Below are 21709 nucleotides of genomic sequence, written 5' to 3'. Positions count from 1 at the left end.
TGTATAAGAACGCCTTGGCGCAAACTTGCCATTTGGTGCCAAAAGCAATGTGAGCGCGCACACGAAAGCCGCCCCGTAAAGGGGCCGCGCACAGTGGAGGAGGGTTAGGCGGGGGTATTAACGGTCTTGTTTCAAGAGGCTGCGATAGTGCGACGGCGGGCTGCCCGTCCAGCGTTTGAAGGCGCGGGTAAAGTGCGCGGGGTCGCTGTAGCCGACCATGTAGGCAATTTCGGTGGCGCTGTATCTGGCGCTGGCAATCAACTGCATGGCTTCACTGCGACGAGTCTCGTCACGCAATGCATCGAAGTCGATACCGCAATGTTCCAGACGCCGCTGGAGCGTGCGGGCAGACAGTCCGATCTTTCGTGAAACAGTTATAAGTTTGGACAACTCCTGATCCGCGATCTGCTGCACAAGCGCGTCCGCGGCGTCGGAGGTCGACTTCAAAGCCAGTGTGGTTTTCCAGGCACTGTCCCGAACAGGCTGCAGAGGCGTTTCGAGCAAGTCACGATCAAACTCGATCATGTTGTGCTCAGCATTCATCACCAGATTCGGCCCCAGATACTTCTCAAGCGCCTCATCGCCGCGTTCTCGCGGGTTTTTCAGATGCACACGAATGGCGCCGGGCTCGCCGGACATCAGCGGGATCTTTCGCAGCAGCGCCAGCGTGCCCAAAATCACCTGCTTGGGGTCGGCCCCATGGTGCCCGTTGAAGTGATGAACCAGCTTCGTCATCCGGCCTTCGGTGATGATCTTCACGTCACTGCCTTGATGCAGCAAATCCGTATGCACCGCCGCCAGTGCACACGCCTGAGCCAGATTGGTCGAGCCCAGCACCCATTCGCCCCACACGCCAAGCGAACGCACCTCAATCAAATGCCCCACCGACGCCCCGGCAAACGGGTCCTGAGCAACTGCCGCCATCTCATTGGCAATATGAAAACACGCCGCCCGTGGAATCCACGCCTCAGGGTTCTGAAACACCTGCGGAGAAATCCCATAACGCCGAAAAAACTCCAGCGGCGACACCCCGCGCATCCCCAGATAAGGAGCAATTTGCCGAAGCGTACTGAGCTTTATCGAGGGCGCAGCATTCGTCATCGCGTTCATACCTGATCAAAAGGCAAAAAATCGGCAGGGAGCAGCGGGAATAGGGTGTTGGCGCCTGTAGGCGCGGGTGATGGCACAGTTAACACGATGTTTGTTTCAGGGACAAGATCAGGTTTTTTCCTGGGTTGAGACAGGCTTTTCCTGAACTAAATGAGAGGCCTGAGGCTGGAGCCAGCTTGCCAAGTTTTGAGTTTCGGGATAGCCCATGGGGCCTGACTTATCCCCCGGTTAGCTGTCGATCAGTTCACTGAATAGCGACTTTTTGAGCAATTCGCTAAATCGCGCAGCCGCAACGGGCAGCACACGGCCTCGAAGCACGCCCAGTATCATCCTGCGCTGGTACCTTCTCAATTCCGATACAGGGAGGGCGACAAGGTCGTCGTCCACAAGGCGTTCACCTCCCTCTTTTCTGACCTGGAAACAAATCCCCCCGGTACGCCTGACAAAGTCCGTTAGAACCTGAAAAGAGTTCGACTCCATTTGTGGGTAAATGCGGGTGCCATTGCGTTTCAGGTATTCATCCAACAGACGTCTGCCACCCCAGGAGGTGTCGGCCAGCGCCAATGGATAGTCCGCTGTTGATGAAATCGAAATGGACTCAGCGCTCGCCAGGACGTGATCGCGTTTCACCAGCGCGTGGATGGAGTAGGGGGCCTGGGCAAGTTCATGAAAATCAGCATTCTGCGAGGGGTTGAAAGCCAATCCCAGGTCGCAGTCATTCTCTACGACGGCATCGACCACTTTATCTGCGCCGGCGACCTTCACAGCAAAGCTGACCTTCGGATACTGGGTCTGGAACGTTGCAATCAGGTCAATCAAATGAACATCTGCAATCGCCGCCACGGCAGCGATTTTGATGTGACCGCGCTTGAGCCCTTCAAGCTCTCTAATGCTTGAATGAGCATCCTCAGCGTCGCACAAGGCTTTTTTGGCGTAGGCAAGGTAGGTCTCACCCGCAGCGCTTAAACGCACACCCCGTGCGTGGCGCTCGAACAGCGGGGCGCTCAACTCTTCTTCAAGATCGAGAATGTGCCGGTTTAATGCCGACGAAGTCAGGTGAAGAAAGTTGGCAGCTTCTCTGATGGAACGATGGTGAGCGACAGCGACAAAGTAGCTCAGGAGCTTTACGTGCTTCATGACGTGGGACCACCTGAATGCATGAAACGCATGGCTGAGTCCTGCTGGATACAGGTAAAGACTCGCCGCTTGGGATGAGGCTGCGAGCTCTGCGATGGTAGCAGTAAGCCACAGACGCGGCGAGCGTACTTGCACCGCACAGGCCTTCTGGCGTTCGCTGCCTTTGACCGGCAAATCGAGTGCTGCTTTTTTTAGCTCACAGCGAGAAAAAAACACCGCTTCCCGGCTCACTCCATCGATTCCTACACTTTGATCACTATCTGTTTGGGGTGCGATCAAATGCGTTGGAAAGCCAGAGTTCAAAGATTTGAAGCCCAGTCGCCGAGCGATTTGTCCGCTGTTGACCAGGCCGCATCCATGGGCCTGCTGGATGCCAAGCGGGTTATTGGGGTGTTGGGTAAAACCGAAGGGAATGGCTGCGTCAATGACTTCACGCGTGGCTACGCGACCGAGTCGGTTATCCAGTGCCTTGAGCGGCATGGGGCTGCGCACGATGCCCCGGCTGAGGAACGGGCGGTGGTGGTCATGTCGGGTGGCACCGAGGGTTGCCTTTCTCCCCATTGGATCGTCTTTGAAAAACTCCCGGATGACGCGCCTGAGCAGACAGAACCTCGGTTGGCCATGGCCCAAGCCGTCACCCGGGCTCTGATGCCAGAAGAAATCGGTACTTCAGTGCAAATTCAACTGGTGGCGGATGCCGTCAGGGCCGCCATGGAAATGGCGAGCATCGACAGTGCCGATGACGTGCATTACGTGCAGGTCAAATGCCCGCTGCTGACCCGCCAGCGCATCGCCGAAGCAAACGCCAGAGGCGCCAGCACCTCGACCACCGATACCTACAAGTCGATGTCCTATTCTCGCGCCGCCTCTGCGCTGGGGGTTGGTGTCGCCCTTGATGAACTGGACGGCAAAACACCGGGCGAGCTTGGCCCGGGCATCTGCCAGGACTTCGACCTGTATTCCAGCCGCGCCAGCACTTCGGCAGGGGTGGAGCTCATGCACCATGAAATTCTGGTGTTAGGTAACTCCAGGGCGTGGGGCGGTGATCTGGTCATCGGACACCGCGTCATGAAGGACGCGATTGATCTGGATGCGGTGCAAGGGGTCCTTGGCGACCTTGGCTTTGAGTCAAGCAAACAACTCTCAGCGGATGACCGTGACCGCTTGATTGCGATGCTGGCCAAGGCCGAGCCGTCTCAGACCGGCACCATCAGAGGGGCTCGACACACCATGCTGGATGACAGTGATATCCCGGCGACCCGCCATGCCAGAGCGCTGGTGGGTGGCGTTCTGGCTGCCATGGTGGGTGACACTCGGCTCTTCGTTTCGGGTGGCGCCGAGCATCAGGGGCCGGATGGCGGTGGCCCGGTGGCGGCGATCGCGCGCCTCAAACGCCCATGACGGTCAGCTAAAACGCTTACTGCGGGCTCTTGCACCTGCCCTGAGCCAGAGAATGTGCTGAGGGCACTCCAGAAAACAAGCCGGACACCATCATGACTCTGAACCGTTCGAACCCTGATTCAACCGGCGCCGCCGTTGAGTGGCTGTACCGCCTGAGCCAGCAGCCACACGACAAAATCACCGGCCCCCTGAGCGGCCTTACCTTTGCGGTTAAAGACAACATTGATGTTGCAGGCGTACCCACCACCGCAGGGTGCCCGGCGTTTGCTTATATGGCCGATACCCATGCCGGTGTGGTCGAGCGAATTCTCGGCGCCGGTGCATCACTGGAAGGCAAAACCAATCTGGATCAGTTCGCGTGCGGCCTCAATGGCACCCGATCCCCATACGGCGCTGTTCCCAATGCCATCAACCCAGACATGATTTGTGGGGGATCGAGTGCAGGGTCGGCGTATGTGGTGGCAACCGGACAGGTCGATTTTGCTCTGGGCACAGACACCGCCGGGTCTGGCCGAGTGCCCGCAGGGTTGAACAACATCGTGGGGTTGAAGCCTTCAAAGGGGCTTCTCAGCAATCGGGGGGTGGTACCTGCTGCCCGCAGCGCGGATTGCGTATCGATCTTCGCCCGTACGGTATCGACAGCTGTTCAGGTCCTGTTAGTGGCCGCGGGTCATGACCCGCTCGACCCCTATTCAAAAGACCTTCACTTGAACACCGAACCCTTTGGCAACCGCTTTGTCTTTGGCGTGCCTGATGAGCTTGAGTTCTTTGGTGACACCCTTAGCGAGGAGGCTTTCAAGCAAAGTATTGATCAGCTTGAAGCGTTGGGCGGTAAAAAACGGATCATCAGTTATGCACCGCTTAAACAAGCTGCCGCTTTGCTTTACGAAAGTGCACTGGTGGCTGAGCGATATGAGGCCATTCGAGACTTTTTCGACACCACATCGCACGCGGTGATCGAACCCGTTCGAAGCATCATTGCTCAAGGCAAGCACTACAGCGCAGCGGATTTGCTCGAAGCACAAACCGAACTGCGACGCTTGGGCCAGATAGCGGCTGTGATGTGGCGTGACATCGATGTATTGCTGGTGCCCACGGCCCCTACGAGCTACACCCTGCGCGAGATGCAAGACAATCCGGTAGCCCTCAATCGAAACCTGGGCACTTATACCAACTTCGTGAATTTGCTGGACTACGCGGCCATCTCAGTGCCCAGCAGTTTTCGCTCAGATGGTCAGCCTTTTGGTGTCACGTTCATCGCGCCCAGTGGTAGCGACCTGCAATTGGCTGAACTGGCGCAGTGCTTTCACCATGCGACCGGCTTGACTCAAGGTGCCACCAGGCAGCCTCTTCCTGCGCTGGATTGCATTCTGAAATCGTCAGCCCAGTCGTCGGTGCTGGTCGCGGTGGTGGGCGCGCACCTCAGTGGTATGCCGCTCAATTACCAGCTCACCGAACGCAATGCGACGCTCGTGTCCACCACCCGCACAACCGCCGATTACCAGCTCTACGCGCTTGCCAATACCTCGCCTCGCAAGCCTGGAATGATCCGGGTGGCACCCGGGAAGGGCAGCCGTATCGAAGTGGAAGTGTGGCAGATGCCCATTTCGGACTATGGATCGTTTGTTGCGATGATTCCTGGCCCCTTGGGGATAGGGACGATCACGCTCGAGGATGGCAGGTCGGTGCAGGGGTTTGTGTGTGAGCCTTTTGCGCTGGAGGGTGCTCTGGACATCAGCTCATACGGCGGCTGGCGCCCGTATGTGTCGTCGGGTGCGGGAGGTGGCGAATGAGCCCTGAAAAAAACTACGTCACGGCCATGTCCGTCCTGTTGGACCTCAACCTCAGCGAGGAGCAGCTTGAGCGCGTGGCCGAGCATTTTGCCAGGACGAAGCAGTTGGCCGGGTTGCTGGGCGCTGTGCCCATGACCCCATGGGATGAACCTGCCGAACTCTACCAGCCTTGCCCCTTTCCATCTGAGGCCAATCCGTCATGACTGTCACCGCCATGAACATCCGTGACGCCATCGTAAAAGGCGAATTGAGTGCCTTGGAAGTGGTGCAAGACAAACTGGATCATATCCAGAGCACAAACGCGTCGTTCAATGCGTTCACTGAGGTCACGCGAGACCGGGCTTTGGCTGAGGCCAAGAGCATTGACGCGCTGCGTAAAGCCGGGGAGCCATTGCCGCCCCTGGCTGGCGTGCCTTATGCGGTAAAAAATCTCTTCGATATCGAAGGCGTGGTCACGCTCGCAGGCTCCAAAATCAATCGTGACAATGCACCGGCAGCCGCTGATGCGTTTCTCGTGGAGCGCATGAAAGCTGCTGGCGGCGTCCTGTTGGGGGCCCTCAACATGGACGAGTACGCATACGGGTTTACCACTGAAAACTCGCACTACGGGCCTGCACGCAACCCCCACGACACCGCGCGCTCGGCGGGCGGCTCATCAGGGGGGAGCGGTGCCGCCGTGGCTGCGGACCAGGTACCGGTTGCATTGGGCTCAGATACCAACGGGTCGATTCGGGTGCCGTCATCCCTTTGCGGGGTGTGGGGGCTCAAGCCAACCTTTGGACGGCTCTCTCGCAGAGGCTCCTACCCCTTTGTCCACAGCATTGACCACCTTGGGCCGTTTGCGAGTGACGTGTTATCTCTCGCGTACACGTATGACGCTTTGCAAAGCCCGGACCCACACGATCCGGCCTGCCACGCATTACGCGTCCAGCCTTGCCTGCCAACCCTGCAGCAAGGCGTCGCCGGGTTACGGGTCGGTATTCTCACCGATTACTTTGACACCTATGCCAGCCCCCCTGCGCGTGCGGCAGCTCAGTTGGCTGCCAAACTGCTGGGGGCGACGGATGAAGTCCACTGGCCGAGCCCTGCCCAAGCGCGAGCCGCTGCTTTCATCATCACGGCCAGCGAGGGCAGTAACCTGCATGCACACAACTTGAAGACTCGCTCTCAGGACTTTGAGCCTGTCTCGGTCGATCGCTTTTTGTCCGGTCTGATGCAACCGGCTACGTGGTACGTCCAGGCCCAGCGTTTCAGAAGAATGTACCGCGACCAGGTCAATCAGCTGTTTGCCAATTGGGATGTATTGATCGCACCCGCGACCCCTGTGCCCGCGCCCCAGATCGGTGCCGAGTGGATTGATATCAATGGTCTGCGCCATCCGTGCCGGCCTGCATTGGGCTTGTTGACCCAGCCGATTTCTTTCGCGGGCTGCCCGGTGGTCGCGGCGCCTATGTGGCCGGACAACACCGGGGGGCTGCCTCTGGGCGTACAGATTATCGCCGCACCCTGGCGTGAGGATCTTGCACTCAGGGCCGCCGCCGTCCTTGAAGACAGCGGGTATGCCACCGTTAAAGCCCATTACGCAGGACAACTGTGAAATGAATATTTCAGGTCTGGACATCAACCTTCCGCACGTCCATGCAGACGTCATGATTGCGTTTGAAGCCTATGAAGCCGCCCTCGTCAGTAATGACGTCAGTGTGCTCGACGAACTGTTTTTTAATTCGCCCTTCACATTGAGGTATGGCGCCACTGAAAACCTCTATGGCTACGAGGCGATCAAGGCATTCCGGGCGAACCGGCCGTCTACAGGTCTGGCCCGTAAAGTGCTTAGAACAGAAGTCACGACTTACGGTCATGACATGGCGACCACCAACATCGAGTTTCAACGCACCGGCTCTACGTCCATAGGCCGTCAGAGCCAGACGTGGTTACGCACAGACCAAGGCTGGCGGGTGGTATCGGCCCATGTGAGTGTGATGGGCTAAAGACGCCCCCATGCGCATGCCACCTGCATGCGCCCTCTATTACGAGGCCTGCGGCTACAGCGGCCCGTCTATAACTTTTGCACACCTGCCCCCACCCGATATGAGATGCAATGCAATGAGAAACCTCTTCAAGTGGACGGTAAAGCTGGATGGCGGTGAAGTGGTCGCTCCGAATGAGCGGCTCCCCTGGTCTCAAACGTTATTGATGGGGCTGCAGCATGTCTTCGCCATGTTTGGCGCGACAGTGCTGGCGCCGTTGCTCATGGGCTTTGATCCGAACGTGACCGTGCTCATGAGCGGGTTCGGGACGTTAGTGTTTTTTGTCATTACCAAAGGCAAGGTTCCCAGCTACCTGGGATCAAGCTTCGCCTTTATCGGTGTGACGGCAGCCGTCACCGGCTATACCGGCTCAGGGCCCAATACCCATATCGATCTGGCGCTGGGCGGCATTATTGTCTGCGGCATCCTGTACATATTGGCCGGGCTCGCGGTACAGGCGATCGGGTATCAATGGATCGAAAAACTGACGCCGCCCATTGTCACCGGAACCGTCGTCGCGGTCATTGGTTTGAACCTGGCGGCGATCCCCATCAAAACCATGGCGGCCAATCATTTTGATATTTGGATGCAAGTGATCACGTTCACCTGTGTCGCGCTTATTGCGGTCTTCACCAAAGGCATGATCAAAAGGATGCTGCTGTTGACCAGCTTGATTGCGTCCACAGCCATTTACTACGTGCTGACCAACCTCTTTGGGTTAAGCACGCCGATCGACTTCAGCCTTATTCAACAGGCGGCCTGGTTTGGCTTGCCCACCTTCACGGCACCCGCGTTTTCGTCAAACGCCTGCCTGCTGATCGCGCCGGTCGTCATCATTCTGATTGCTGAAAACGTTGGCCATTTAAAAGCCATCGGCTCCATCAGCAACACCCCGATGGAGAAGCATTTTGGCCGAGCGTTTATTGGTGACGGGATCGCCACCGTGATAAGCGCCGGTGTGGGCGGCACAGGTGTCACCACCTATGCACAGAACATCGGCGTGATGGCCGCCACCAAAGTGTATTCCACAGCCTTGTTCGTCGTGGCCGGGCTGATGGCCATACTGCTGGGCTTGTCTCCTAAATTTGGTGCGCTCGTGCAGACCATTCCCACCTCGGTGATGGGCGGGATGACCATTGTCGTGTTCGGCCTCATCGCCGTCTCAGGGGCGAAGATTTGGGTCGAAAACAACGTCGACTTTAGTGACAACCGCAACCTGATGATTGCTTCCATCCCGCTCATTTTGGGCACCGGGCAGTTCACGCTGCACTTTGGAGGCTTTGAACTGGATGGCCTGGGCAGCGCAGCCTTTGCCGCCTTATTGCTGAATATTATTTTGAACTACAAGAAAAAAGCTGATGTGACGACGCCCACGCGTCCTCATTAATTCAGAAACCCGCTGAAAGCGTCGCAGCGGTTAAATAATAAAGCCAAGGTAACTTCTGGATTAATTGCACTTTGACAGGCCACTTTTCAACGATTGGAAAGTGGGCGTGCGCAGGTGGCTGTCATCTGGAAACAACTGAAGAGCGTAGCGCGTAAATCTTTTTAATAAGCACCGCAAAACTGCCGATTCAAATGCTTGCTTGAGCAGGCGCTTTAAAAATTTTAATAGTCAGGAGCACGATAATGGCGCCTCGCAGTTTTTCGGCTGTAAATAAAGTGTTGGGTATGAGTGGCCTGGTGCTGCTCAGTGTCATGGGCAACACCGCAATGGCCGACGTGGCTGGCACCGCCCCTGAAGCTGAAAGTGTGGTGGACATGCTGTCTGAGGGCACAGTGTCCGGATCGCTGAGAATGCGTTACTACACCGACAAGAACGCTTACTTCGTCAAAGACCTGAATCAAGACACGGCTGGCTATGGCGGCTTCGTCAAATATGAAACCGCCGCGCTGAATGGCTTTAAATTGGGCGGCAGCCTGATCTACCAAAGAACCTTCAACCGGCCTGACGACAAGGGCAGCGTAATTCCCGATATCGGCACCAACGTCACCAACATCGGCGAGGCTTACGTCAGTTGGGAGCATGACGCGTTCAAGATAACGGCCGGTAATCAGCGCGTTCAACTGCCGTGGACCAGTGACTACGACTGGCGCGTAGTGCCCGTCCTGTTCCAGGGCATTAATGTGCACTATGGCAACGACGATGACTTCCTCTCACTGGCGCGCTTGTACCGCTGGAAAGGCTGGGCCGATGACGGCTTTTCCCGAAACAGCATGTACTCAACGGATGAAAAAACAGCCGGAATGTGGAGCCTGGGCGGTGGCCGCTCAGTGACAGTCAACGGCCTTAAATACTCCGGCCAATTATGGCGCCAGCACTATTACGACTACACCAACGTGAGCTACGGCGAAGGCCACGTCTCAGCGGTGTCAGGCGATTTTCGACCCAATGCCGGTCTTCAATACATACGCGGCACGGGCGACGGACGTGAACTGGCAGGCACAGTCGACAACACAACCCTGGGGTTCCAGGCGGGGTTTGATTACAAAGCCTACAAAGTAGCCCTGGGCTACGACCACATCAAAGCGGCCCCGGGTGCGTACAACAACGGAAGCCTGGTAACGCCCTATGCCCACAACATGTCATCCGGCCCTTACTTTGCCCAGCCCTACTTCACCAGCACCCAAGACCTGGGGGCTGGCAATGCCTACTCGCTGGACGTCAGCACAGGCGCCGTTCAAAACTTGTTCCTGGGCGCCCGCTATTCATTCATGGACCTGACCGCCGTCGCCGGCACCGCCAGCCTCAACCAGTCTGAATACCTGCTCTACGGGATCTACAACTTCGCAGGCGCCCTCAAAGGCCTGAGCGTGGCCGAATGGGTAGGCGTACAAACCTCCCCGGCACGAGACACCCGCTTCTTCCAGAACCGGTTGGAGGTTAGTTATAACTTTTAGAGGGGGGGAGGGCAGTGTGTTGGGGAGGGAGGTTTAACAGGTGAAGACGAGAAAACCCGCTGAAGGCGGGTTTTTTTAAGTGAGAGCGGCGCTGATAGTTAAATCAAATTATAAATATTTTTAGAAAAGGATTTAAGTTAGCGCGATATGATGCGCTACTTATAAAAATTACCTTTACGTTTTGAGCTAGATTGTGCTGAAAGTCTCCTAGTAACCTGCCCGCCTGATGAGTACAGCGTTATAGGTATGATAGGGCTGGCACAGAAAAATTAGGAGTCTCAGATATGAGGAAAAACTGCTTTGAGTAGTTCCTAGGAAATACATTGTTATACTATTAATTATATATGTTTAAAATAAGTTGACTACGGTCAAACTGACCGCAGCCAACTTTTGCTTGAGGAGGCTATGTGTGTGTGCAAAATTAATTGCTCAAGACTCTGTATAAACGCAATTTCTTGCCTCATTGTCCCGTATTGAGTGGCACTCTTCTCACGCCCGAGGATTCTACTTGAATCAGTAAGTGAATTTCAACCCTTTTTTGTCAATAGCTCTCTGGAGATCTATTTTACTATCCCAGTTAGTAAACCAGGCTTTGGAGAGTGATTTTAGAAAGTCATTAATTTTGTTCTTGTCGGGAATGTCGTACTGCTCTAATACGACTAAAAGTAATTTTTTCTTAAACTTGTCTAATATATATGGGCATGACATGCAGTCCAGTAGCAAATGAATCGTATTCGATTCGATGGCGCGGCGGTCACGCATTATTGTAGTTTCAATTTTTACTAAGATTTCTTCCTTGAGAATTTTATATTGAGGGTTGTTCTTGATGTAATGCAGAAATGTGACGGTTTCGAAATAACAAAAATTATGTGTAGAACTTATTTTGTCATATAGAAATTTTAACTTCTGTGGCGCTAATAAATACTCGTGCCCTAATGTGGATAGAAGCGTTATTATGTTTAATGACTCAACTTTGCAATCATCTTTTTCGTCATAAATCATCAAATCTAAAAATAAGATGCTTTCGTCTAGTATTTTTTTCTTTATGTTGTTTTCGTGGTCGTACGAAAGACTTTTAGATAGGTCGAGGCAGATTGCTGATATTTGAATTACGAGGTAAGTTACCCTGACTCTTGGTGTCATAGAAAGAATAAAAAAGCAGAGTTCAAGTAGGATGTATATCAGATTGAATATGCTTTCCCGATCAGTATTGCCAGCAGAAGCTATGTTTTTTATTGCATGCACTTTTTTGCAGATTCGACTTAGAGCAATACCTGCTACTCCAGAGTAATCGGTTGTATTGGAAAATAATATTTGCTTGAACTCTTGGATTAAGCGGTTAGCCTTTTTTGATGGCGAGCCTTTACAGATGACGGTGTATTTTTCTTCTTCTGATTGTATTATATGCTGATCAATGAAATTGTTTATGAATGATCTTGTTTCGCTTTTTGCAATAGTTAGAGATGTCATGAAAGGTGTGGTGTAGATGTTAGTTTTGCTTTCATTAATGTGCAGCTTGTAGGACTCTAGGTTTTCTTTGAATTTTTTGAAGACTTTTTTGCAAGTTTCTTCTTTCTTCGAAAAAACAAAATAATCGTCAACGTATCTCTTAACAGTGTAGTCACGCCCCAAATCCAAACCATCTTGCTTTAGATTGGATATAGTATCTATGTCAATGCGCTGCAATATTATTTCGGAAAATATTCTTGATGTTTCTGGGCCGATAATTATTCCATTTGTCTCTCCGTGATTGGAGTTTCTAATAATCTCGTCAAATTTGTTTTCAAAAGATACTCCGTTATGGTTGTCTTTGGCGAAGCTCTTGTTTTTAACCGCCCAGGCTATTGAGTGAGTATAGATTGAGTCAAAGCACTTTGAAATATCAAACCTCATTAAGAAGTTGAATTTTTTCTCGATTCTATGATATTCGTAAGATTCGTAAAATTTATACAAGAAGTTATATTTGTTGTATGCAAAATAGGAGCTCGCATGGGATATGTTTAAACTGTCAGAGCCATCATTTATTTCCTTCGCTTCCGGGTTGATGTCTGAATTTTTATGTTCAGTTTCGATGTCGTAGAAAAAACCTGCGATCTTCACTGGAGCTCTAAGGGAGATCTTGCTTCGAGAGCAAAGGGAAGTAATCAAAGCATCGTAGTCTTTGTAAAAATATATGTAGTCCAGTTGCGATGTCGGATGAGGAAGGCTGAGGCTGCGAGCTCCAAGTGTATCCTTTTTGATTTTATAGGGGAGGGGGATCTTCCAGTTATTACCTCTTATCGAAGTAAGGAGGTTTTTTGTATGCGTGTCTTCAGTCTTTATATGTTGATAAAATCCCTCGTTGTTAAATATTACGGGAACTTCATAGGGAGTAGTTTCAGTTAGCAGAACTCTACTAAAATCTCCCTTATTTATCCTGGACTTAGGCACTTTTCCAGCACTCCTTTATGGCGTTGAGCTTTTCTTCGCTAGCTTTATAGGTGATTTTATTTTTGAATCCAGACCGAAATGAAAGTCGCCCTAGCTGAGAGCGTTCAGCACTAGACATAGATTTGGATAACGCTCTTCCTAATGAGCCATTTTTGCTGTGTATTGCTTTCCTGAAGAAGTTTGTAAGTTCCAGTAGTGCAGGGTCCTCTATGCTTAAAAGTGGGTAGTTGTAATATATGCCGCTTCTAATTTTGAAGTCGCCCTTGATATTAAATTCACAGTTTCCAGTTAGGAAGTGCATTCTGTCTTTCAAGAGTTGAAAATTAGGTGTTTTGCAATGATCTAGTATCGCTAAAATTGTTCTTGTCTTAATTCTATTTATTTTTCTTTCTGCTAAAGTAATAATTACTTTTTTTGGTTTTTTCTTATCTTCTTTCTTTGGGTTTTTTGGGATGTCGGAAAAGGTGAAGTTGTAACCTAAATAATCCAAGGTTATGTTTTTTTGTACTTCCGGTTCGCAGGTGCAAAACGCCCTGCATTTGCAATTATTAGTGCATGTGCAGTTTAAAGTGCATCTGCAAATAATAGAGTGATATTTACTTTTCTTGTTGTGAGTTTTTAGCCCGTCAGGAAGAAGTTTTTGAATGTGTTGATTGCTTCCAGTTATTATGTCTTTGTACGAGAATATAATGATGTCGTCTACATATCTGGCGTAGTAATAAACGCCGCTGAGACTTCTGACTGCACTGTCAAATTTTCGCATGTGTATTTCTGTCAATGTGGAGCTTATGTTTAGTCCTCTGGGGACGTGAATAGGGATTGAGGGGTTGGTTTGAATGTTTCTTAATAATTTCTTAGATGTTGGTGATAAAAGTGTTTCTTCGAAAATTTGCTCAAGTACGGCTTCTAAGTTTATGCTTTCATAAAAACTTTTAATGTCTAGCCGTATAATGTAGAGGGGATTTATTTCTTGGAGTAATATGTAAACTTGCTTAGTGATCTCTCTGCGGTTCGATTGTTTTGCACCATAAATACGCTTCAGGTTGTCATTGAGCTTTCTTAGAACTAGCGTTTCTTTTATGTTTTTGATACGGACTATAGATTTATTTTTTATTTCAGACTCGGTAATACTTTCAAATTTAAAGTCTCGACTATCCACCGCATAGCTCAGGTCGGTTAAGATTTTCTGTTCGTCTTCGAAAGAGTTTTGCCTTTTTAATTTCCTCTGATCACGCTTGCTGTGGAGGAATTTTTTGAGGTTGTCAGGTGAGAAATTCTGATTCAACATGGCTTTTTATTTTGTCAGTTAAATTTTCGATGGCTGGATTATTTTTTTTGAAATATATTGTTTTTTTCTAAAAGTATTGTCGAAGTTGTCGGTGGCTTGACGTTTTATAACGATATTACACGTACCTTTCTTTTTTCTTTTTTTGACTCGCGCCACACCTCCACGCGAAATTGTTGGCCAATAGGTGGTTCTGGCTTAGTGTGCGGTGAGCGCGGTAGGCGTTTTCTATTACTATTTTGTAGGAGTATGTCCTCATCAAAAGTGTTTAGAGGTAACTTTAATTGCTTTGCTCGCAGAGGTGTATCTTCAAAGGATTTTTTCATTTCATTCATGAACTCTGGCTCAGATTTCGCTTCATCGCCGAACATGACTTCAGCCGCAAGCATTGCTTGCTCAGCCGTAATTTTTCCTTGCTGAATTTTTAAAAATAATCGTTGCAACTCGCCTAAAGAACCACTATTTTTTTTGACTTTTGGTTTGACTTCGTAGCACGAAAAAGGCGTAGTTGCGTGATTAGCTAGAAAATCGCCTATTGAATTTATTTGGCCTTGTATTGTTTGAACTCCCGATATGAACGAGCCATATTGGCCTATGCCGATATAAAGTGCGTATAGAGTTGCTGCAATTTTAGCCCCACCTTTTATCGAGCCCTCTTCAACTTCAAGCGCAAGTGCATAATCTGGGATTCTTAAAACTTTTTCTGCATATGCTTCCCACTCATCGAACAACTCAGTCGAATATCTTTCGAACTCATGCCGTGGCAGGCTAGGTACATCAATATAAAAATCTGTAGCTCCGAGATCGATCATGTTTCATCCATGTACCATATTGACGTACCCTAACTGATATTAGGCGACATGCTATGCTGCATCCAAATGCGACATAGGTGACTCGATCCTTTTCGAGTATTTCTAGCTGTAGGCTATCGTTTTGCCAGTATTGTGTCCACTGACGGCCTCAGCCCAATCCTGCTGAAAAAGTAGATGTCCTGCTTGGCATGCGGCAAAAAATTAGGTCATCCGTCAGCTGGAGGATTCGCAGCGTGATGGAACAATTGTCAAGAGGACAAGAGAGACTGTTTTTTCGTTCGGCATTGAGATCACATCTCAGCCAATCACCTTCTGCGCAACATTGATCGACACTTCGATCTGAGCGATCTGCGCCAATACCTTGGCTACTTTTACAGCTCGATTGATCCTGATCCGATGATTCGCCTGCTGATCGTGGCTACTGCTACGGCATTCGCTCCGAAAGCAGATTATGCGAAGAGGCTCATTTAAGCCTGGCGTATCGCGGGTTCTATCTGTTGAGTCTCGAAGACGAAGTCCCCACTCGCTCTACGTTTTCCATTGATAGGCACGGTCGGTTTCGAGACAGTTCTTTGTTTCGCTAACTATTTAACGAGGTGCTGCGCCGCTGTATGAATGCATGTCTTATCAAGGGCGAAGGTTTTGCTATGGACGCCAGCGTCATCAAGGCGGATGCCAGTCGACAACGTTGTGTACCCGGCAACGAAGATATCAACTAGAGCGATCCGGTGCTAAGTGCTCTTACCGTGCGTGATTATCTTGAAGCACTGGATAAAGAAGCTTTGGCTGAAGCACTGTCCAAGCGTCCGTCACTGACCGATACCTTTGCACTCTGTACCGCACCGCCAGGAGGCCCGGCATTTTTCACTTACTCGACGAACTATATGATCGATGTCGAGCATGGTGTGATCATAGCCATGGAGCCCACGGCTGCCCTTAGAGCCGCCGAGGCCGAAAGCACCAAGCCTATGATTGAGCGGGTCGAAGAACAGTTCGCGATAAAGCCGGGCCGGCTTATTGGCAATACCTATGGAACCGCACTGGTGCTGGCCTGGATGGTGGTCGAAAAGTTATCGAACCGCATGTGACAGTTGGTTACGGTTACCGTCGAGCGACATCTGTTCGGCAAACTTCAGTGCGTCCCGAATATGACCATCTGCCGTAATCAAGCGAGATGCCGACGCACCGAGCGGCCAGTTCTGGTGCCATCCTGGATGTTGATATTGCCAGAAACAAAAAAGGCCCACCTTGCGGTGAGCCTTTTTCGGTATTGCATATGGTGCCGGCACCAAGAGTCGAACTCGGGACCTACTGATTACAAGTCAGTTGCTCTACCAACTGAGCTATACCGGCGTTATGGGCGAGGAGTATACGCGGATGGCGTGGCTTGTAAACCCCTGATTACAGACTATTTTCACGATTCTTTTTGCCGCTGGGGTGTGGCGGGGTGGCGTTCGCTGAAGTACTGGCGCAGAAACTCGACGGTGACGCGGATTTTGGCGGAGTTGGCGAGGGGGGCGGTGTAGACGGCCCAGATGTTGGCTTGCTGTCGGTAGTCCTGGAGGATGTGCACCAATTTGCCGCTTTCGAGGCTCTCGCGCACATCCCAGTGGGAGCGCAGCAGGATGCCTCGTCCATCTATCGCCCATTGGTGGACGACTTCGCCGTGGTTGGCGGAGAGGGCGCCGGTGACTTTGACGCTTTCTTCGCCTTCCGGGCCTTGCAGGCGCCACAGGCCGAACGGGTGGTCGCGCTCTTTGATCACCAAACATTCGTGGCCCGCCAGTTCGGCCAGGGTGCGCGGTTCGCCGTGGCGTTGCAGGTACTCGGGGCTGGCGCATAAAACGCGGGCGTTGTTGGCCAGCAGTTTGGCGATGAGGTTGGGGGCGATGTTGTCGCCAATGCGGATGTCGAGGTCGAAGCCTTCTTCGATCAGGTCTACCAGGCGGTCGAACATGTCGAAACGAATGTCCAGGGCCGGGTAGCGCTGGGACAGTTCGGAGAGCGCGGGGCCGACGTGGCGGCGGCCCAGGCCGAAGCTGCTGATGATTTGCAACTGGCCGCGCGGTTCCTGATGCAACGCTGAGACTTCGTCGCTCATCTGTTCGACGGCATCAAATATATGCAGCGCCCAGCGATAGACGCGCTCGCCGTCATCGGTCACGGCCACGCGCCGGGTAGTGCGGTGCAGCAGGCGCACGCCGATGTTGTGCTCCAGCAACTGGATGCGCTTGCTGACATACGCCGGTGACACGCCCAGTTCGCTGGCGGCGGCGGCAAAGCTGGAGCGGCGGGCCACGATCACGAACACGCGCAGGTCTTCGAGATTGGGCAGATTATTCACGAACCGTGTCTTATCCATCTTCACTTCGCCTGATTATCTTTCTTTTGGCGCTTTATACCATGGGCCCACTGTCCATTTTCAAGAGTGCCCCCCATGAGCAAGACATTCAAAATTGCCGCCATCGCCGGTGACGGTATTGGTAACGAAGTACTGCCAGAAGGCCTGCGCGTTGTGGAGGCGGCGGCTAAAAAGTGGAACCTCGATCTGTCGATCGAGATCATCGAGTGGGCCAGCTGCGACTACTACGAGCGCCACGGGCAGATGATGCCGGACGACTGGTTTGAGACGCTCAAGGGCTTTGACGCGATCTATTTCGGCGCTGTGGGCTGGCCGGACAAGGTGCCGGATCACATCTCGCTGTGGGGTTCGCTGCTCAAGTTCCGCCGCGACTTTGACCAGTACGTGAACATCCGCCCTGTGCGTCTGTTCCCGGGTGTGCCGTGCCCGTTGGCAGGCCGCGAGCCGGGCGATATCGACTTTGTGGTGATCCGCGAAAACACCGAGGGCGAATATTCCTCGGTGGGCGGGCGCATGTTTGAAGGCACCGAAAACGAATTTGTCCTGCAAGAGTCGGTATTCACCCGACGCGGTGTGGACCGCATTCTGAAGTACGCCTTCGAGGTGGCCAAAGAGCGTCCGCGCAAGCACGTGACCTCGGCGACCAAGTCCAACGGCATCTCCATCAGCATGCCGTACTGGGACGAGCGCACCGAAGCCATGGCGGCCAACTACCCGCAAGTGACGTGGGACAAGCAACACATCGACATTCTGTGCGCGCGCTTTGTGCTGCAACCCAACCGTTTTGACGTGGTGGTGGCGTCCAACCTGTTTGGCGACATTCTGTCCGACCTCGGGCCAGCCTGCGCCGGCACCATCGGCATTGCGCCATCGGCCAACCTCAACCCCGAGCGTAATTTCCCGTCGCTGTTTGAGCCGGTTCACGGCTCGGCACCGGATATCTACGGGCAAAACATTTCCAACCCGATTGCGATGATCTGGTCGGGCGCGCTGATGCTGGAATTTTTGGGCAAAGGCGATGAGCGTTATCAGGCGGCACACGATGGCATTTTGCGCGCCATCGAGGACGTGATTGCCAGTGGTCCGAAAACCCCGGATCTAGGTGGCAAGGCCTCGACTCAAGAAGTCGGTGCAGCCATCGCCGCCGCCCTGGCGTGAGTTGACCAAACGGCGCTGATTAACGCCGCGAAATAGACGCTTCACAAGCCTGCGAAACCCCCGGAATACGGGGACTTTCGCGGGCTCTTTGGCGTGTTGAAACAGCCGTTTTAGACGTGTGAAATTTCAACAATTCCAGTTGCAAAAGCTTAAATCTCGGGGCATATTGTTAACCGAAAGGTATGCGTTAACCCATGGTTAACGCTCAGGGTTCAACGATATGGAAGGAGTCCCTAACAGCTGTAAACGCTGATCTAGAGCCACGCAGTAAGAGAAAAACTCTCTATCTGGAGACTTAAATGTCCAATAACAATAAAAAAGATGTCTTTTTGATATCAACTAGCCTGATTGCTGTACTGATTACCGTTGTAGGTCTTGCCGTTTATCCGCAACAAGCCGAAGTCACCGCCAATATGCTGTTTGAGCTGTCGTCTCGGACGTTTGGCACCTCGGTGCAAGTGTTTGTGTTCTGCTGCGCCCTGGTGGTGCTGTACATCGCGTTCAGCAAGTACGGCAACATTCGCCTGGGCAATGGTAAAGCTGAATACCCTACCGTGACGTGGGTGTTCATGTTCATCTGCGCCGGTATGGGCTCGTCGACGCTTTACTGGGGCGTGATGGAGTGGGCGTATTACTACCAGACGCCTGGTCTGAACATTGCCGCAGGCTCGCGTGAAGCGCTGGATTACAGCGTCAGCTACTCGTTCTTCCATTGGGGTATCAGCGCCTGGTCGCTGTATGCCTTGTCGTCGTTGGCGATGGCTTATCACTTCCACGTGCGTAAGAAGAGCGGCCTGAGCCTGTCTTCGATCGTCGAGGCAGTGACCGGCTTCAAAGCGCACGGCCCAGTGGGTCGGCTCGTCGACCTGGTGTTCCTGCTGACCATGTTCGGCGCCTTGACCGTATCGCTGGTGCTCACCGCGTCCACCTTGACCCGTGGCCTCTCGGCACTCACCGGCATGCCGGACACCTTCGTCACGCAGTTGTCAGTCATTGGTGTGGTGGCGGTGGTGTTCTCGCTCAGCTCCTACATCGGTATTGCCAGTGGCATGCAGCGTCTGTCGAAGATGGTGTGCATTGGTGCGCTGGTGTTTGCGGCCGTGGTACTGGTCGTGGGCCCAACGCAGTTCATCATCAACAACACGGCCAACTCCATTGGCCTGATGATGCAGAACTACGTGCACATGAGCCTGTTTACCGACCCGCAAGGTGACGGTGCCTTCACCCGCAACTGGACGGTTTTCTACTGGTTGTGGTGGGTGTCCTACGCGCCGGGTGTCGCGATGTTTGTGACCCGTGTGTCCAAGGGCCGCAAGATGAAAGAAGTGGTCGCGGCGATGTTGATGGGCGGCAGTTTTGGCTGCTGGTTCTTCTTCGGCACGCTCGAAAGCTACAGCATGCATCAGTTCATCACCGGCGCCATCGACGTGCCGCGCATCCTCACGGAGCAGGGCGGTGAAACAGCGGTGGAGATGTTGCTGAACGCCTTGCCGTTCGGTCAGATCTTCCTCGGGGTGTACCTGTTCATCATGGCGGTGTTCTGTGCCTCGCACATGGACGCAGCGGCCTACGCCGTGGCGGCCACCAGCACCCGCAACATGCAGGAAGGCCAGGACCCATCGCCGACGCACCGTCTGTTCTGGTGCATCGCCTTGACCCTGATCCCCCTGGCGATGTTGTTTGCCAAGGTGTCGCTGTCGACCATGAAAACCGCGGTGGTGCTGACGGCGATCCCGTTCCTGGTGATCCTGATGACCAAGATCTACGGCTTCCTTACCTGGATGTTCAAGGACTACGGCTCGATGCCGGCTTACCTGATCGAGGAAGAGTCGGTGGAGCGCGAGCAGAACCTGGATTACGTTGCCCCGTTTGAAAACGTGACGCCCGCACCGGGTGCTGCAACCAAAGCCAAGGCGGTACCCGCAGCCCTGAGTTAAGTATTGCTGACTGAACCACGCGCAGGCTCCGGCACCACGGTGCCGGGTCCTGAGCGATTTTTTTTGCGTGTCGTGTTAACCATGGGTTTCTTGTTATTCATGAGTTACACAAAAACAACCCGAAACAGGGTGTCGAGCACAACCCTCTTAAGCGCTTGAGAGAGAAAAAGAATGAACACAATCGTGAAATTGCCTGCTGACTTCTGCACCAATGCTGACGTAGCACACACCATTCCGGCGTCGTACTACACCAACCAGGACGTGTTCGAGGTCGAAAAAGAGAAGATTTTCGCCAATACCTGGATCTGTGTCGGCCACCGCAGCGAAGTGGCCAACAGCAACGACTACATCACCCGTGAAGTCATCGGCGAAAGCATCATCGTCGTTCGTGGTCGTGACAACGTGTTGCGTGCGTTCTACAACGTGTGCCCGCACCGTGGCCACCAATTGCTCAGCGGCAGCGGCAAGGCCAAAAACGTCATCACCTGCCCGTACCACGCCTGGACCTTCAAGCTCGACGGCGAACTGGCACACGCGCGCAACTGCGACAACGTGGTCAACTTCGACAAAGAAAACTCCAGCCTGGTGTCGCTGCGCGTCGAGGAATACGCCGGTTTCATCTACATCAACATGAACAACGAAGCGGGCACCGTTGAAGAACAACTGCCGGGCCTTCAAGCGCGCCTGCGTGAAGCCTGCCCGGTGGTTGATGACCTGCACCTGGCGGCGCGTTTTGTCAGCGACACCCCGGCCAACTGGAAGTCCATCGTCGACAACTACCTGGAGTGCTACCACTGCGCCCCGGCTCACCCGGGCTTCGCCGATTCGGTGAGCGTGGACGAGTACTGGCACACCTTGCACGGCAACTGGTCGTTGCAGTTTGGCCACGCCAAGTCGTCAGAGAAGTCCTTCAAGTTCGACGAGTCGATCAAAGACCCGTCCTTCAGCGGCTTCTGGGCCTGGCCGTGCACCATGTTCAACGCGCCACCCGGCGGCAACTTCATGACCGTGATCTACGAGTTCCCGGTCAGCGCGGGCGTGACCATGCAGCACTACGACATCTACTTCCTCAACAAAGAGATCACTCCCGAGCAGCAATCGCTGATCGAGTGGTACCGCGACGTGTTCCGTCCAGAAGACCTGCGTCTGGTCGAAAGCGTGCAACGCGGCCTGCAATCGCGCGGCTATCGCGGCCAAGGCCGGATCATGGCTGACCGTCAGCGCAGCGGCATGAGCGAACACGGCATCGCGCACTTCCACAACCTGATCGCCGTGGCCCACCTGGACGACTGATCTGCCGGGGGCCCCCCCCCCCCCGCCGCGCCCCGGGCCGATTTAGAGGGGGGGGCGGCGGGG

General features: G+C 53.1%; 16 protein-coding genes, 1 tRNA gene and 2 pseudogenes. 11 read left to right on the top strand and 8 right to left on the bottom strand.

What is annotated here, in order from left to right; all coding sequences use genetic code 11:
• Window positions 1-117 precede the first annotated feature (117 nt).
• A complete protein-coding gene (locus QMX84_RS15050) occupies window positions 118-1101 on the bottom strand; it encodes an AraC family transcriptional regulator (protein WP_282364167.1) in 984 nt (327 codons plus the stop codon).
• A gap of 237 nt (window positions 1102-1338) precedes the next feature.
• Window positions 1339-2478 carry a LysR family transcriptional regulator gene (locus QMX84_RS15045; RefSeq protein WP_282364166.1) on the bottom strand — a complete coding sequence of 380 codons (1140 nt, stop codon included), beginning with the start codon at window positions 2476-2478 and terminating at the stop codon, window positions 1339-1341.
• A 48-nt stretch (window positions 2479-2526) separates the two neighbouring features.
• On the opposite strand from QMX84_RS15045, the gene QMX84_RS15040 reads away from it, so the two are divergent.
• The 7 genes from QMX84_RS15040 (at window position 2527) to QMX84_RS15010 (ending at window position 10369) form a co-directional block, all read left to right on the top strand.
• Window positions 2527-3648 (top strand): ring-opening amidohydrolase, encoded by a 1122-nt coding sequence (locus tag QMX84_RS15040; protein ID WP_282364165.1) that lies wholly within the window; start codon window positions 2527-2529, stop codon window positions 3646-3648.
• A 92-nt stretch (window positions 3649-3740) separates the two neighbouring features.
• The gene (gene atzF / locus QMX84_RS15035) at window positions 3741-5441 is read left to right on the top strand and encodes an allophanate hydrolase (RefSeq protein WP_282364164.1); all 1701 of its coding nucleotides are present in this window, start codon (window positions 3741-3743) and stop codon (window positions 5439-5441) included.
• Entirely contained in the window at window positions 5438-5644 is a 207-nt protein-coding gene (locus QMX84_RS15030; protein ID WP_023102368.1) for a DUF4089 domain-containing protein, read from the top strand. The genes atzF and QMX84_RS15030 overlap by 4 nt, the downstream gene beginning before the upstream one ends.
• Window positions 5641-7038 (top strand): AtzE family amidohydrolase, encoded by a 1398-nt coding sequence (locus QMX84_RS15025; protein WP_282364163.1) that lies wholly within the window; start codon window positions 5641-5643, stop codon window positions 7036-7038. Before QMX84_RS15030 ends, QMX84_RS15025 begins: the two co-directional genes overlap by 4 nt.
• A 1-nt stretch (window position 7039) precedes the next feature.
• Window positions 7040-7429 carry an oxalurate catabolism protein HpxZ gene (gene hpxZ, locus QMX84_RS15020; RefSeq protein ID WP_023102366.1) on the top strand — a complete coding sequence of 130 codons (390 nt, stop codon included), beginning with the start codon at window positions 7040-7042 and terminating at the stop codon, window positions 7427-7429.
• A gap of 115 nt (window positions 7430-7544) precedes the next feature.
• Entirely contained in the window at window positions 7545-8855 is a 1311-nt protein-coding gene (locus tag QMX84_RS15015) for a solute carrier family 23 protein (protein ID WP_282364162.1), read from the top strand.
• 242 nt (window positions 8856-9097) lie between these two features.
• A complete protein-coding gene (locus QMX84_RS15010; RefSeq protein WP_023102364.1) occupies window positions 9098-10369 on the top strand; it encodes an OprD family outer membrane porin in 1272 nt (423 codons plus the stop codon).
• Between the two features lie 513 nt (window positions 10370-10882).
• Here QMX84_RS15010 and drt3b read toward each other — a convergent pair.
• The 3 genes from drt3b to QMX84_RS14995 all read right to left on the bottom strand — a co-directional run bounded on the left by drt3b (window position 10883) and on the right by QMX84_RS14995 (window position 14896).
• A complete protein-coding gene (gene drt3b / locus QMX84_RS15005; protein WP_282364161.1) occupies window positions 10883-12799 on the bottom strand; it encodes an antiviral reverse transcriptase Drt3b in 1917 nt (638 codons plus the stop codon).
• Window positions 12792-14087 (bottom strand): antiviral reverse transcriptase Drt3a, encoded by a 1296-nt coding sequence (drt3a, locus tag QMX84_RS15000; protein WP_282364160.1) that lies wholly within the window; start codon window positions 14085-14087, stop codon window positions 12792-12794. Before drt3a ends, drt3b begins: the two co-directional genes overlap by 8 nt.
• A gap of 104 nt (window positions 14088-14191) precedes the next feature.
• Window positions 14192-14896, bottom strand: a complete 705-nt coding sequence (locus QMX84_RS14995; RefSeq protein ID WP_282364159.1) for a hypothetical protein — start codon at window positions 14894-14896, stop codon at window positions 14192-14194.
• A gap of 233 nt (window positions 14897-15129) precedes the next feature.
• Between QMX84_RS14995 and QMX84_RS14990 the strand changes: the two are divergent.
• A pseudogene (locus tag QMX84_RS14990) lies at window positions 15130-15989 on the top strand (transposase); the annotation flags it as partial.
• Here the strand turns inward: QMX84_RS14990 and QMX84_RS14985 are convergent.
• The 3 genes and pseudogenes from QMX84_RS14985 to QMX84_RS14975 all read right to left on the bottom strand — a co-directional run.
• Window positions 15982-16124, bottom strand: a pseudogene (locus tag QMX84_RS14985) (integrase); the annotation flags it as partial. The pseudogenes QMX84_RS14990 and QMX84_RS14985 overlap by 8 nt on opposite strands.
• 49 nt (window positions 16125-16173) lie before the next feature.
• Window positions 16174-16249: transfer RNA gene (locus tag QMX84_RS14980), tRNA-Thr, on the bottom strand.
• A 61-nt stretch (window positions 16250-16310) separates the two neighbouring features.
• Window positions 16311-17258, bottom strand: a complete 948-nt coding sequence (locus QMX84_RS14975; RefSeq protein ID WP_088500274.1) for a LysR substrate-binding domain-containing protein — start codon at window positions 17256-17258, stop codon at window positions 16311-16313.
• Window positions 17259-17333: 75 nt separating this feature from the next.
• Between QMX84_RS14975 and QMX84_RS14970 the strand changes: the two genes are divergently transcribed.
• The 3 genes from QMX84_RS14970 to QMX84_RS14960 all read left to right on the top strand — a co-directional run bounded on the left by QMX84_RS14970 (window position 17334) and on the right by QMX84_RS14960 (window position 21646).
• Entirely contained in the window at window positions 17334-18416 is a 1083-nt protein-coding gene (locus QMX84_RS14970) for a tartrate dehydrogenase (protein ID WP_048388895.1), read from the top strand.
• Window positions 18417-18715: 299 nt separating this feature from the next.
• On the top strand, window positions 18716-20353 hold the full coding sequence (locus QMX84_RS14965; protein ID WP_282364158.1) for a BCCT family transporter: 1638 nt from the start codon (window positions 18716-18718) through the stop codon (window positions 20351-20353).
• A 171-nt stretch (window positions 20354-20524) separates the two neighbouring features.
• Window positions 20525-21646 (top strand): ring-hydroxylating oxygenase subunit alpha, encoded by a 1122-nt coding sequence (locus QMX84_RS14960; RefSeq protein WP_048388897.1) that lies wholly within the window; start codon window positions 20525-20527, stop codon window positions 21644-21646.
• Window positions 21647-21709: the final 63 nt, after the last annotated feature.

It is taken from the genome of Pseudomonas sp. PS01297, from assembly GCF_029959305.1.
Lineage (GTDB): Bacteria > Pseudomonadota > Gammaproteobacteria > Pseudomonadales > Pseudomonadaceae > Aquipseudomonas > Aquipseudomonas helleri.
The sequence above is the reverse complement of the archived record's forward strand: the minus strand, read 5'-3'. Positions and strand labels throughout refer to the sequence as shown.